This window comes from Microbacterium sp., assembly GCF_041909575.1.
Lineage (GTDB): Bacteria > Actinomycetota > Actinomycetes > Actinomycetales > Microbacteriaceae > Microbacterium.
In genome coordinates, this window is the sequence record NZ_JAYRDE010000008.1 from 13484 (window position 1) to 27484 (window position 14001).

11 protein-coding genes are annotated in these 14001 nt (G+C 66.9%); 6 read left to right on the plus strand and 5 right to left on the minus strand.

Annotation, left to right across the window (positions count from 1 at the left end; genetic code table 11):
• The first annotated feature begins 92 nt into the window (after positions 1-92).
• The gene (locus tag ACE3O1_RS02350; protein WP_374312034.1) at positions 93-458 is read left to right on the plus strand and encodes a hypothetical protein; all 366 of its coding nucleotides are present in this window, start codon (positions 93-95) and stop codon (positions 456-458) included.
• Between the two features lie 684 nt (positions 459-1142).
• Here the strand turns inward: ACE3O1_RS02350 and ACE3O1_RS02355 are convergent.
• From ACE3O1_RS02355 to ACE3O1_RS02365, 3 genes are all read right to left on the minus strand, one after another.
• Positions 1143-3419 (minus strand): family 78 glycoside hydrolase catalytic domain, encoded by a 2277-nt coding sequence (locus tag ACE3O1_RS02355; protein WP_374312036.1) that lies wholly within the window; start codon positions 3417-3419, stop codon positions 1143-1145.
• A gap of 23 nt (positions 3420-3442) precedes the next feature.
• The gene (locus ACE3O1_RS02360) at positions 3443-4576 is read right to left on the minus strand and encodes a serine hydrolase domain-containing protein (RefSeq protein WP_374312038.1); all 1134 of its coding nucleotides are present in this window, start codon (positions 4574-4576) and stop codon (positions 3443-3445) included.
• Positions 4577-4674: 98 nt separating this feature from the next.
• Positions 4675-5277, minus strand: a complete 603-nt coding sequence (locus ACE3O1_RS02365; RefSeq protein WP_374312040.1) for a TetR family transcriptional regulator — start codon at positions 5275-5277, stop codon at positions 4675-4677.
• A gap of 183 nt (positions 5278-5460) precedes the next feature.
• Here ACE3O1_RS02365 and ACE3O1_RS02370 point away from each other — a divergent pair, with 183 nt between their 5' ends.
• From ACE3O1_RS02370 to ACE3O1_RS02390, 5 genes are all read left to right on the plus strand, one after another.
• Positions 5461-6783 carry an ABC transporter substrate-binding protein gene (locus tag ACE3O1_RS02370; RefSeq protein WP_374312042.1) on the plus strand — a complete coding sequence of 441 codons (1323 nt, stop codon included), beginning with the start codon at positions 5461-5463 and terminating at the stop codon, positions 6781-6783.
• Between the two features lie 162 nt (positions 6784-6945).
• Positions 6946-7791, plus strand: a complete 846-nt coding sequence (locus tag ACE3O1_RS02375; protein WP_235566991.1) for a carbohydrate ABC transporter permease — start codon at positions 6946-6948, stop codon at positions 7789-7791.
• Positions 7788-8618: a carbohydrate ABC transporter permease gene (locus ACE3O1_RS02380; RefSeq protein ID WP_374312045.1), complete on the plus strand. Its 831-nt coding sequence runs from the start codon at positions 7788-7790 to the stop codon at positions 8616-8618. Before ACE3O1_RS02375 ends, ACE3O1_RS02380 begins: the two co-directional genes overlap by 4 nt.
• A 67-nt stretch (positions 8619-8685) precedes the next feature.
• Positions 8686-11112, plus strand: a complete 2427-nt coding sequence (locus ACE3O1_RS02385) for a beta-glucosidase (protein ID WP_374312047.1) — start codon at positions 8686-8688, stop codon at positions 11110-11112.
• A gap of 34 nt (positions 11113-11146) precedes the next feature.
• Complete coding sequence (locus ACE3O1_RS02390; RefSeq protein WP_374312049.1) at positions 11147-11956, plus strand: alpha/beta hydrolase; 810 nt, start codon at positions 11147-11149, stop codon at positions 11954-11956.
• Positions 11957-12233: 277 nt separating this feature from the next.
• On the opposite strand, the gene ACE3O1_RS02395 is transcribed toward ACE3O1_RS02390, so the two are convergent.
• Both ACE3O1_RS02395 and ACE3O1_RS02400 read right to left on the minus strand, forming a co-directional pair.
• Complete coding sequence (locus tag ACE3O1_RS02395; protein WP_374312051.1) at positions 12234-12587, minus strand: cyclophilin-like fold protein; 354 nt, start codon at positions 12585-12587, stop codon at positions 12234-12236.
• Positions 12588-12814: 227 nt separating this feature from the next.
• On the minus strand, positions 12815-13834 hold the full coding sequence (locus tag ACE3O1_RS02400; protein ID WP_374312053.1) for a zinc-dependent alcohol dehydrogenase family protein: 1020 nt from the start codon (positions 13832-13834) through the stop codon (positions 12815-12817).
• Between the last annotated feature and the right edge of the window lie 167 nt (positions 13835-14001).

The following is a 14001-nucleotide window of genomic DNA, read 5'->3' on the forward strand; positions in this document are numbered from 1 at the left end:
CATGCGGCAGCCGCAGTGCCGCGGTGCTTGCTCAGGACACGCTTGGTGCTCGAAAATCCTGTGTGACGGTAACGCGACAGGAGGAAGTGGCTATGCCGTTCCGGACCATTGAGACCCTCGAGTCGTGGGTCGCCGAGTTCGAACAGCAGAACTCAGCGGGCGCAAGCCATATCCGGGTCATCCCCCAGGATGGCGATGGCGGCGCTGACACCGGCCTGGTCGGGATGCGGCTCCCGAACTCACCGACCGAGATCTACATCGAACCGCCAACCCAGCCCGGCGAGGAGTGGACGGTGACCTTCGAACCCCGCGAGGACTACGTCCGGCTTGGAGCCGTTGCGGTCCAGACGATCGCCGTCGAGATGACGAAGCTTGCCAGGCTCTGCGCGTTCCTCCAGCAGAAGTCAGACGAGTTCATGAGGGACCTCCAGAGCGATCCGCAGCTCTCAACCAGATGACCGCGGCCGGCCGCGCGTCCGCGAAAAGGTGGATGCTCGTCCGGTGGCTGCGTGAGAACGATTTGGGAAGACTTGAGATCGACCCGGCACATCGAGGGCAATCGACGAAACCTCGAGATCCGCGGAACCGTGCGTGTGCACAGTGAAGCTCGCCTGCGAAATGTCCGAGGGTCGGAGTTCAAATCCCTCCGTCTCCGCTCCAAATAGCCCCGATCAGGGGCTATTTCTGTTTCCGCGTGAGAACGATTTGGGAAGAGATTGCGCATGTTTCGTGCGCCCGCGCCAGACATTGTCCGGTCTGGCAGCGTTCGTTTAGCCCCGCGAGCCGCGGAATCACGCGATTCTCGAGGTCATCGCTTCGGCATCTAGTGCGGTTTTCGAGGGGACGCGGGGATCGATTCCCTCCGTCTCCACCGCGCACCTTCGTGAAGTGATCGTCGACCTGAGCTCGGGTGGCGCTGGCGAATTGGCGTGACGCCCGCCGATGGGTTGAAATCCCTCCGTCACCGGCACGTCGAAGCCCCGCGAATCCATGAAGACAGGGAGGTCGCAGGAATTTGTTCTTGCCCGAATTCCGTAGCTCGGTCCCGCCTCCCGTGTGCGTGCGTACGTCCGAGCCGCGACGAGATCGCCCGCACCGGCGCGCGAGGAGGCACCGAACTCGTCGCCGGCTCGGTACCGCATTCAGGTTGTCCGTGGTTCGTCCAGGACGCAGCGAGCGGAGACCTCGCCTTCGACGAGGCGCGGGGAGCTGCCATCGGGGAGAGTGAGCTCGCCGGGGACCCCTTCGGGCAGTGACACGTCGATCGTGAACTCGTCACCGTCGACCTGCCACTCGCACGTGACCAGTCCCCGCGGGGTCTCGAGCCGCGTCCGTGCCCAGGTGATCCCCGGCCCGGGAACGGGCTGGATGCGCACCCGCGCATAGCCGGGCTCGGCCGCTCGCACTCCTCCGACGACCTGGTAGATCCAATCGGCGACCGCCCCGAGCGCATAGTGGTTGAAGCTCGTCATCTCGCCGGCGTTGACGGTGCCGTCGGGGAGCATGGAGTCCCAGCGCTCCCAGATCGTCGTGGCACCCATCGTGATCGGGTACAGCCACGACGGGCACTCGCGCTCGAGGAGCAGACGGTAGGCGTCGTCGACGTGGCCCGTCGCCGAAAGCGCCCACGTGACGAAGGGGGTTCCGGCGAACCCCGTGGTCACGCGATACGACGACGCGCGCACGAGTTCGGCGAGACGCTCGCCGGCCCTGGTGCGATCGGGCTCGTCGAGCAGGTCGAATGTGATCGCGAGTGCGTAGACCGTTGCGCAGTCCGAGAGAACGATCCCCTGATCGACGTAGTGCTCGGTGAAAGCGACTCGGGTCGTCTCGGCGAGCCGGCTCCAGCGCGCAGCATCCGCCTCCTCACCGAGTATTTCCGCGGCCTCGGCGGCGAACGATGCCGACCGATAGAGGCACGCGGTGGCGACGACGGACGGGTCAGCCTTCGCTGCGGCCGGATCCTCGGGCGGTGCGTCCGGGTCGAGCCAGTCGCCGAGCTGGTTCCCGAGGTCCCACAGGCCGGTCGGCGAGACATCCTTCTCGGCGGACTCGAGATGGAGGACCATGGCGGGGTAGTGCGACGCGAGCCTGTCGCGATCGCCGTAGGCGTGCCACAGGGCCTGCGGCACCCACACCGCCGCATCGCCCCAGACCGCTGTCGCACGGTGCCACGGGAGCGTGAACCCGTCGGGGAAGTTCGCGTACTTGAGAACGTCGGGCACCGTCAACGGCACGATGCGCCCTTCGGTGTGCTCCGTCTCGGCGCGCAGGTCGTGGAGCCACCCGTCGAGGAAGTCCGCCGAGTCGAACTGGAATGCCGCGGATGCCGCGTACGCAGCGATGTCACCCGTCCATCCGAGCCGTTCGTCGCGTTGCGGGCAGTCGGTCGGCACGCTGAGGAAGTTGCCCTTCTGCCCCCAGATGGAGTTGTGGATCAGCTGGTTCACGAGCGGCTCCGAGCACTCGAACCTGCCGATTCGGTTCATCTGGGAGTGGACGACGACCGCCTCGAAGGCGTCAGGGTCGATGTCGCCCGGCCAGCCCTCCACCTCCGCGTAGCGGAACCCGTGGAAGGTCAACGTCGGCTCGAACGTGTCGACGCCACCCGAGAGGATGAACCGGTCTGTCGCGGCGGCTCCGCGGAGCGGTCGGGTTCCTAGCTCGCCGTCCTCGAGAACCTCGGCGTGTCGGATGACGACTTCTCGACCTGCCTCACCCTGGATCGTGCACCGCACCCATCCGACGAGGTTCTGGCCGAAGTCGACCAGGGTGCGGCCGGTGGGAGATGTGAACACCGCGGTGGGGCTCAGGATCTCGTGGCGCAGGACGGGAGGCGCCGACTGCGCGAAGAGCGTGGTCCGGTCGATGTCGGTGACGCGAGTCACGAGGGGGGTCGTGCCGCCGCGGGCGTCGATCGTCTGCCCGTTGTAGAGCGAGCTGCGGATGCCGGAGTCCTCGGCGATCCAGTCCTGCCCGGTCGCGATGGTCTGCGTGGAGCCGTCAGCGTACGTGATCACGAGTTCGGCGGCGACGCAGGTCTCGTCGCCGTAGTTCGCGTTGGCGCGCGCGAATCCCAGGTCGCCGCGGTACCAGCCGTTCCCGAGGAGCAGCTCGATCTGCAGATCGGCTCCAGAGTCGCCGGCCAGCTGCGTCGTGACGTCGAACGTCTGGTAGGCGAGCCGCCATTCGTAGGCGGTCCAGCCGGGGTTGAGAACCGACTCGGTCACGGGCTGTCCATCCAGGGACGCTTCGTAGATGCCGTGCGCGGTGGCGCGAAGCGTAGCCGACACGATCTCCCCGCGTGGCCGGCTCAGACGAGCCGTCGTCCAGAACCGGACGACCGCGTCGCGGTCGCTATCGGCTGCGAGGAAGTGCGCGGATCGCAGCTCGGTGGCAATCGGAGGGGAGGGCGACATTTCGTGGTCCTTTCGTGGATCGCTCACGCGATCGCGCGCGCGACGAGCATCGCATCGCGTGCGAGCTCGATGGAGAGCGGATCCGCGCCGCCCGGGTACTGCATGGGTGACGGGATGTAGGCGAAGGCCACTCCCGTGGTCGGGTCCGCGAACGCGAGGGCGCCGCCGGCGCCGTCGTGGCCGTACGCACCGACGGAGCCGAACGGCATTCGTGGCTGCGGAAGCATGAACACGGTCCCGAAGCAGTTGGCCACGTTGAGTACGCGGTCGATGCCCCAGGACTGCTGCTGAGCCAGGTCGGCGAAGACGTCCGGGGCGGCGATGGGTCGGCGCGCTCCCGCGAGTGTCGCGGCGTAGAGCGAGGAGAGCCCGCGGGCGTTGCCGACTCCGCCGATCGCGGCAGGACCGCGGCGCCGGATCGCGACATTGTTGGTGGAGACCCCCTGCGGCGAGCGGTCGTCCGGCGCATCGGTGTTGGAGAACACGGCGGCGGCCAGAGCGTCGACCGGAGGACGCGAGGCCACCTCCGCCGCTTGCGTCGGATCGAGGCGAGGGTCCTCGACCCACCGGTATCGATGGTCGAGATCTTCGGGGAGGCCCAGGTAGAAGTCCGCAGCGAGCGGCTCCCGGATCTGTGTCTCGAAGAAGCGCTGAAGTGTCGTGCCTGCGCTTCTGCGAACGAGCTCCTCCATGAGGATGCCGATCGTCAGGGCGTGATAGCCGAAAGCGCTGTCCGGCGCCCACAGCGGCCGCTGCTCAGCAAGCACCGAGGCCGCGCCGGCATCCGCCAGTTCTCCTATCGACAACGTGCGGGCCGCGACCGGCAGCCCGGCCCGGTGTGAGAGCGCCTGCCGAACGGTGATGGCGGTCTTGCCCTGAGCGCCGAACTCCGGCCAGTAGTCCACGATCGCCCGGTCGAGTTCGAGCGCACCGTCGTAGACGAGCTGTGCGATCACGAGAGCGGCAACTCCCTTCGAGACGGAGTAGACCCCGGTCATCGAATCGACGTCGAGGCCGGTGCCCGCGAGCTCGTCGCAGACCAGGCCATCGCCGATGCGGATGCTCAGCTGAGCACTGAAGCCGGGGTGTACGGCTGCGTGGGCGTGCAGCTTGGCGGCGATGTTCGCGAAGCGGGGATCGGTCGTCGTCTCCGGCACGTCATCCTCCTCGATCGACAGGGCGGGTGCGTGTCACCCTATACCATTCGTTGAATGGTATTGCCCCGGGAGTCATCGACCGATCTGGTGGCGGGGTGTCATTCGGGCGACGGAGTCGAGTTGCCGGACTGCGTCATCAAGCTCCAGAGAGTCTTGAGCCTGTGGGGCATGTCGACCTTCTCCGGCTGCAGGAGCCACTGAAGCTGCAGCCCGTCTGCGGCGGCGACCATCAGCGATGCGAGGTCGTCGGCATCCAAGGACGCGGACACTTCACCGGCATCCTGGCGAGCCTGGATGTCGGCGCGCAGCTCACCGCGGAGCCATTCGTAGCGCGACTCGAAAAAGGACCGGGCGACGCTCGGCTCGTCGACGCTCTCGGCCGACATCGTGACGAAGAGCCGCACAAGGCCCGGCTCGTCGACGTTGTGCTCGACGGCGGCGATCAGGTGATCGACCGAGTGGAGGTGGCGGTGATTCACGGGGTCGCCGTCGCGGTCGTCGCGGCGCCGGATCACCTCGAGGAACAGCTCCTGCTTGCTGCTGAAGTGGTGGAGGAGTCCCGCTTGGCTGAGGCCCGACTCGCGCGCGATCTCCCGCACGGAGGCGCGATCGTAGCCGCGTCGCGCGAAGTGCTCGAGCGCGACAGTGAGGATCTCCTCCCGCTTCGCCACGCCCTTCGCGTAGGGCCCTCGTTCCGCCATAGTCCGTCATGGTAGCCCTCATGCGGCTGGTCCGCGGGTGGGCGTCTCGGTTTGAACACAAGTCACAGGTAGGGATTGACGGGGGGTGGTTTCTGTGTTTATCGTTTCAAACACCAATCGTTGATCTGTTTTCATCGATCAGGTCCCCGTCGCACCAAGAGACGGCTTACAGAGAGGTAAGTGATGTCCGCAGTTTCACGACGCTCGCGCGCATTTGCGGCAGCCGGCGTCATCACCGCATTCACCGTGCTCGTCGGCTGTTCCGCCGGCGGAGGCAACGACGACACAGACGGTCCCGTGACGCTGGAGTGGTTCCAGGGATCCGGCGTCGAGACGAACATCGCCACGGCAGAGGCCTTGGCCGATGCCTTCAACGCCAGCCAGGACGACGTGGTGGTCGAGATCGACGCCTCCGGGCCCAGCGACTCCGCCGAGCTCGACAACCTCATGAAGACGCGACTGGCCACCAACGAGATGCCGGACATGTTCTGGTACAACAGCGGTTCGCTGCTGCAAGCGCTCAACCCGGACCAGACGATGCTCAACATCGCCGACGAGGACTTCGTGGCGAACCTCGACCCCGCGTGGATCTCGGCCGTGTCGACCGCGGACGGGGTCTTCGGTGTGCCGGTGCAGACGGCGGGCGGCGGCGGCATCTTCTACAACATCCCGATGTATGAGGAGCTCGGCCTCGAGGTCCCGACGACGTGGGACGAGTTCCTCGCGAACTCCGACGCCATCAAGGCCGCGGGCCACACCGCCGTGGAGCAGACGTACGGCGACTCGTGGACGTCGCAGATCATCACGCTCGCCGACTTCTACAACATCTGGGCCAGCGACAACGACTGGGCGGAGCAGTACACCGCCAACGAGGTCAACTTCGCCGACGACCCGGTCGCCGTGCAGAGCTTCACCAAGCTCCAGGACATCTACGACGGGGGCTATCTGAACGAGGACTTCGCCTCGGCGCTCCTCAACGACGGTCTCGAGGCCGTCGCCACCGGCGAGGCGGGCCACTACCCGATGCTCGGGTTCGCGCAGGCCACGATCGCGACGAACTGGCCGGAGCACGTCGAGGATGTCGGATTCTTCGGCATCCCGGGTGATTCCGCGGAAGACGCCGGCATGACGATCTGGATGCCGCCCGCGCTGTACGCGCCGGCGAACACCGAGCACCCGGACGAGGTCAAGCAGTTCATGGCGTTCGTGGCCAGCCCGGCCGGCTGCGACGCGATCACCGAGGCTCTGGGCGCCACGGGTGCATACCTGGTCGAAGGCTGCACCGTCCCGGAAGAGGCGCCGCGCATCGTCGCCGACTTCGCGCCGTACTTCGACAGCGGCAAGATCGCGCCCGCGCTCGAGTTCCTGTCACCGGTGAAGGGCCCGAACCTCATGCAGATCGACGTCGAGATCGGCTCGGGAGTGCGCGACGGTCAGAGTGGTGCGGAGCTCTACGACGCGGATGCCGCGAAGCAGGCTCAGCAGCTCGGCCTGCCCGGCTGGTAACCCGCGGTCCACACCAACCCCGGGGGTCGCCGTCAGCTGATGACAGCGACCCCCGGCACCAACGAAGGTGTCATCATGGCAACCCTTGCGCCCCCCGATTCGACAGAGACGCTGGTCACGGTCCGCGGTGGCAGGCCGCCTCGCCGCCGGTACGCGCATCGCATGTACCCGCACTGGTTCCTGCTTCCCGGAGCAGCGATCTTCTTCGTGCTGTTCATCGCACCCACGTTCGCGTCGTTCTACTACGCCTTCACGCGGTGGACGCTGTTCGAAGTCGAGTTCATCGGGTTCGACAACTTCATCACGTTCTTCTCCGATCCCCAGTTGAGCAAGGGGTTCACGAACACTCTGATCTTCGGCACGTTGACGTCGGGGTTGAAGGTCGTTCTCGGGCTGCTGATAGGTCTTCTGCTGACATCGGACATCTCGGCGCGCGGCTATCTGCGAGCAGTGGTCTTCTTCCCCGTGCTCGTCAGCACCGTCGGCGTCGGCATCACATTCCAGGCGTTGATGGATCCCTACGACGGCCTGATCAACAGAACGCTCGCGGTGTTCGGGATAGAAGGGCCGGGATGGCTCACCGACCCCAACTTGGCCCTGTACTCGGTCATCGGCGTCGATGTCTGGCGTGGCGTCGGACTGGCCGCACTCATCTACATGGCGGGCCTCGTCGCGATACCGCAGGAATACTACGAGGCGGCGAAGGTCGACGGAGCCGGCGCCTGGCACCGGTTCTGGGGAATCACACTTCCCCTCGTGCGTCCGGCGACGACGACGGTCATCATCCTGTCCCTCATCGGCGGCCTCCGCGAGTTCCAGCTCATCTGGGTCATGACCGGCGGTGGGCCAGGGTTCGCGAGCGACGTCCTCGCATCCGTCATCTACAAGCAGTACGCCTACGGCTTCTACGGGCTGTCGACCGCCGGCAACGTCGTGCTCTTCGCCGTCGTCAGCGCCATCATCCTGCCGCTCTTCTGGTGGCTCAACAGAAAGCAGACTGAGCTGTGAGCCGGACAGTCAGGCGCCACGTCATCGGCGGCATCGCCGTGGCCGTGTCGGCCATCGTCTTCCTCGTGCCGTTCGCCTTCATCGTGGTCCAGTCGTTCAAGACCGGTCCGGACTCGGCGAGCCTGTCGTTCACCTGGCCGATCGACTTCGTCCTCTGGGAGAACATCGTCGCCGTCTTCCAGACGCGCGACTACATGCTGATCACGGCGTTCGTGAACAGCACGATCCTCACGGTGCTGTCGGTCACGACCATGGTGGTGCTGTCGGCGATGATCGGCTGGATCCTCGCCAGGCGGCCGTCGCGATGGAACGGGATCATCACGTTCTTCATCCTGGCCGGGCTGATCGTGCCTCCCGCCATCGTTCCGACCGCCTGGATCATGCAATCCCTGGGGATCTTCAACACGATCTTCGGGCTCGCTCTGGTCGAGGTCGCCTATGGCATGTCGTTCTGCGTACTGCTGTTCCGCGCGTTCGTCTCGAACATCCCCCGCGAACTCGACGAGGCCGCGACGATCGATGGAGCCGGTCCGATCCGCCTCTTCTTCCAGGTGGGGTTCCCGCTGCTGCGGAGCGTCATCGTGACGGCGATCGTCGTGCAGTCCGTGGCGGTGTTCAACGACTTCGCCAATCCGCTCTACTTCCTCCCGGGGGAGGAGAACGCGACCGTGCAGCTCACACTGTTCAACTTCCAGAGCCAGTTCCAGACCACGTGGAACCTGTTGTTCACCGACATCCTCCTCATCACGATCCCGCCGCTGGTGATGTACATCTTCTTCAACCGCCAGATCGTGGCTGGCCTGACCTCGGGTGCCATCAAGGGCTGACCCGACCCTCGTCGACGACGCCGGCCTTCGCGCGCTGGCGCGGTCCGACCTGTCCGAAAGGTGCGTGATGATCATTCCGACCGAGGAGCAGCTCTACGCCTCCTGCGAGATGCTCTCGCTCGAGGAGAAGGTTCAACTGCTGACCGGACGTGACTCCTGGTCGACCTGGCCGATGGAGCGGATCGGTCTGCAGTCGATTGTGATGTCGGACGGCCCGGCGGGCGTGCGGGGCGATACGTGGGACGAGCGCTCCCCGTCCATCAATCTGCCGTCACCGACCGCGACGGCAGCGGCGTGGGATCGCCGGCTCATGCGTCGCTACGGGGAGACACTGGGGAGCGAGGCGGTGCGGAAGAACGTGCACGTCGTCCTCGGCCCGACCATCAACCTCCATCGCACGCCTTATGGCGGGCGCCACTTCGAGGCCTTCAGTGAGGATCCCTTGCTCACAGGTGCTCTCGCCACGGAGTACGTGACCGGTGTGCAGTCGTTCGGCGTCGGCGCGACCGTCAAGCACTACATCGCCAACGAGTCCGAGACCGAGCGCTTCACGGTGGACGTGCGGGTCGACGAGAAGACGCTTCGCGAGGTCTACCTCCTAGCGTTCGAGGAGCCGGTCGTCCGCGGTGGGTCGTGGGTTGTGATGAGCGCCTACAACTCGGTCAACGGCGCTTCGGCCTCGGAGAACGCGCTCCTCGAGACTCCCCTGAACTCGGAGTGGAAGTTCGACGGGCTCGTGGTCAGCGACTGGACCGCCGTCCGATCGCTGGAGAGTGCTCGAGTTCCCCAAGACCTCGCGATGCCGGGTCCGCGCAGCGCGTGGAGCGATGGCCTCGTGGATGCCGTTCGGAGCGGAGCGATCGACGAGGCAGTGATCGACCGCAAGGTGGTGAGGCTGCTCAGACTCGCCGCACGGGTCGGGGCGCTGAACGTCGATCACGCGGACGAGGCACGTCACCCGCTGCCCGAGGACGAGCTGCGCGCCTTCGCGCGAGAGACCGCCACCGCAGGCACTGTGCTCTTGAAGAACGACGGCATCTTGCCGATGACGGCTCCTGCATCGATCGCCCTCATCGGCGAGGGCGCATTGATCGCGCGAACCCAGGGCGGCGGCAGCGCGACGGTGATCCCCTCCGCTGTCGTCACGCCGCTGCAGGGAGTGCAAGCGGCGTTCCCGGACGCATCCGTCGCCTGGGCCCAGGGGGCAGTCGTGCAGCGCGGTCTCGCAGACCTCGCGTACGGGACGTACTCCTCGGGGGGCAGCCCGGGGATGACGGTGAGGTACTACTCCAGCGGGACACTCCTGGCTGAGGAGGTTCGCCGCGCATCGGGGATCGTCTCCTTCGATGCCAACGCGTTCGCCGCGAGGTCCGACCTCATCGAATTCACCCTGACCTACTCGCCCGACGCGGCATCGGATCGAGTGGCTCTGGGCATCGCTGGTCTCTGCGACTACGAGGTGCTGGTCGCGGGCTCCGAGATCGCTCGTGGCGAGTTGCGGCTCGACGCCGCAGACGATCCGGCGGCGGCCGTGCTGCATCCGCCGACCGCGACCTTCGAGGCGCCACTGGAGAACGGGAAGATCGACCTCACCGTGCGATTCACCCCGAAGCTGGGCGAGATGGGTGTCGCGATGTCCTTCCGCATAGGAACCCCGCCGAGCGACAGGCCTTCAGGCGAGCTCATCGCCGAGGCCGTCGCCGCGGCGCGCGCAGCCGACGTGGCAGTCGTCATCGTGTCGACATCGTCAGAGGTGGAATCGGAAGGCTTTGATCGTGACTCCCTCGCCCTCCCCGGCGCTCAGGATGAGCTCGTCCGAGCTGTCGCAGCAGCGAACCCGCGTACGGTCGTCGTCGTCAACGCTGGCGCACCGGTCACGCTGCCGTGGCGCCACGATGTCGCAGCGATCCTGTCGATGTGGTTCCCCGGGCAGGAGTTCGGAAACGCCCTCGGCGACGTCCTCGTCGGAGCCGGCGAACCGCGCGGCAGACTTCCGATGTCGTGGCCGGACTCGGAGGACGACATCCCGGTGTCGACCGTCACCCCGACGGAGGGCGTGCTGAACTACGCGGAGGGCATCCACGTCGGCTACCGTGCGTGGATGCGGTCTGGGGTCGAGCCGGCGTTCCCGTTCGGGTTCGGTCTCGGCTACACCACCTGGGCCATCGAGACCGTCGAGTGCGTGGCGGAAGAGGACGGATCGACGCGCCTGAACGTCAGGGTGCGGAATTCCGGTCGGAGAGGGGGGTCGACCGTCGTGCAGGCGTACCTCCGCCGCGATTCGGATTCGCGGGTCGATCGTCCGGTGCAGTGGCTCGCCGGGTTCGATGCCGTCTCCGCCGAGGCCGGAGAGTCCGTGGATCTCGCCGTCGAGATCCCGCGTCGACGGTTCGCCCACTGGGACGGTGCATGGTCTGTCGAACCGGGAGTCTTCACCCTTCTCGTCGGCTTCTCGAGCACAGACATCAGCAGCGAAGTCGAGGTCGCCTTGTGAGCCCGGTCCGGGGCCGACCGCTCGGGGCGGCCTGATGCACTCTGAAATCGAGCGACCCATTCCGGGCCCGCACGGTGAGATTCCGCTGCGCGTCTATCGACCAGACGGGCCGTCGATCGCCGGCCTCGTCTGGCTCCACGGCGGCGCGTTCTCGCACAACGACATCGACGTTCCCGAGTCGCACTGGGTCGCGGGCCTGCTCGCGGATGCCGGTATTCCCACGGTTGCCATCGACTACCGGCTCGCGAAAGACGGCATCCACTTCCCGGTCCTAACAGACGAGTGCCTCACGGGATGGGAGTGGGCTGTGTCGGCAGACCTCGGCGTCCCGGTAGGCGAATGGCACATCGGCGGCGGAAGCGCCGGCGGGAACCTCGCGGCATCCGTCGCCCTCCAGCTCCGCGACCGGGGCCGCGAACTGCCGAAGTCGCTCGTGCTGGTCTACGGCGTCTATCATCCCGAGCTGCCGGAGCCGTCCGCCGAGTTGCGCAGCAAGCTCGAACTCCTTCCTCCCGAAGCGCTCTACTCGCCGGAGGTCGTGCGTGAGATGAACCTCAACTACGTCGGCGGCGAAGAGCTGCTCTCACACCCCTACACGTTCCCCGCGAACGCCGAGGTGAGCGGCCTGCCGCCCACACTGCTCATCAGCAGCGAGCGCGACCAGTTGAGGGCATCCGGAGAGGCGTTCGCAGCGCAGCTCGCCGTCGCTGGTGTCGATGTCACTCTCGTTCGGGAGAAGGATGTCGAGCATGGTCACCTCAATTTCCCCGAGGTGCCGGGCGCGCGACGCACCGTCGGGCGGATGACTCGGTGGATCAACCGGTCGGGTGCCGTCTGGGTGTGAGCGTGGTTCGCCGTCGCCTGGGCTCAAACTCGCACGATATGAGTGTGTTTGTCGCAGTCGCCGTCGCCCCATGTGCGGTGGCGACGGCGAACAGCGGGACGCTCTTGACCGGGTTAGCTCCCGCTGGTCGCCTTCGGGTCCTTCAGAGGTTGGTCTGGGCTTCGAGGAAGTCGGGGTAGCGTCCGCCCTGGATGTCGGCGTGGTCGGAGGCCTCGGGGTTCCCTGTCAGAGCACGGTAGACGAAGAACAGGGCTGAGCTCGGGGCGGCGTGGGTGGCTCAGTTCGCGGTCAGGGTGCCCGTGAAGGCCGGTGCGTCGCGAACGGTGGCGACGTCGTCGAACTTACCGAGCGGGATGATGCCGTTGTAGTAGCCGACGGTGTCGTAGTACAGGACGAGCGCCTGGTCAGGGGCGTAGTAGCCGATGGTGCCCGGCTCGGCGCTGCCGCCGGAGGGCATCCCGTCCAGCGCGAGGGGCGCGGGGAGTGCGGCGATCTTCTCCTGGCCGCCGAAGTCTGCGAACGAGAGCTCGAGCGGGAGCTGCTCCAGCAGAGATGCTGTTGCCGCGCTGGCCCGCAGAACTCCCGTCACGGTCGTGTCCTTCACGGTGATCGTGATGCTCGTCTCGGTCACGGGGGCCTCCGAAGTCTGGGTCGGCGCAATCGGCGTGGGGGTCTTACTGCCGGCATCGGTTGCGCGAGGGGTTGCGGACGCGGCGGTCGATTCGGATTCGATCCCGGATGGTCCGGGCGCGCATCCGCCGAGCGTGAGTGATGCGGCGATCGCCGCCGCCCTCACGGCGGTGAGGCGCTGACTGGGGGCCACAAGCGGGTTCCTTCCTTGCTGCGATTCCCCGTGCATCAGACGGTGAGCAGCACTTTGGTGGCGCGGCGCTCGTCCATGGCCTGATAGCCCTCGGCCGCATCTTCCAAGGGGAGGGTGAGGTCGAAGACGACGCCCGGGTCGATCTTGCGGTCCCAGATGAGCTGGATCAGGTCGGGGAGGAAGCGCCGCACCGGCGCGGGCCCGCCGTGGAGGTGCACACCCGAGAAGAACAGCTCGAAGCCGTCGAGCGAGACGTCGTGGGAGACGCCGACGTAGCCGACGTGTCCACCCGCGCGCGTGGCGCGGATCGCCTGCAGCATGGACTCCTGCGTTCCGACGGCCTCGATCGTGCTGTGGGCCCCCAGCCCCCCGGTGAGCTCCTTGATCTTCGCCACGCCCTCGTCGCCGCGCTCCTCGACGATGTCGGTCGCGCCGAGCTGGCGGGCCAGCGCCTGGCGGTCCGCGTGGCGGGACATCGCGATGATGCGGTCGGCGCCGAGCTGCTTGGCGGCGAGGATACCCAGCAGGCCCACGGCGCCGTCGCCGACGACCGCAACCGTCTTGCCGGGGCCGGCCTCGGCCGCGACGGCGGCGAACCAGCCGGTGCCGAGCACGTCCGAGGCGGCCAAGAGGGACGGGATGAGGTCGGGGTCGGGCTGACCGGGGGTGGCGACGAGGGTGCCGTCCGCGAGCGGGATCCGGGCGTACTCGCTCTGTGCGCCACCGGGTGCGCCGGGCTGGCGATGCACGCAGTGGGTCTGGTACCCCGCCTGGCAGATCTCGCAGGTGTTGTCGGAGGCGAAGAACGATCCGACGACGAAGTCTCCGACCTCGATGGTCTTCACGTCCGCGCCGAGCTCGGTGACGACGCCGACGTACTCGTGGCCCATCGGAGTGTGGTCGACCGGCTCGGCGCCACGGTAGGGCCAGAGGTCCGAGCCGCAGATGCACGCCGCAGAGAGCTTGATGATCGCGTCGGTGGGTTCGACGATCGTCGGGTTCTCGCGGTCCTCGACGCGAACGTCGCCGGGGGCGTACATGATAACTCCACGCATTGTGGTGTCCTTTCTCTGAGGTCTACGAAGTGTGGACAGGGAGGGGGGTCGCGGCGACGGCGGGCGAGGCATCCGCCCCTCGACGCCGGAGGAGGAGCAGGCAGGATGCCGCGGCCAGGAGCACCGCGACGGTGGTGGTCACTCCGAGCGGCAGGATGCTGAGTGCA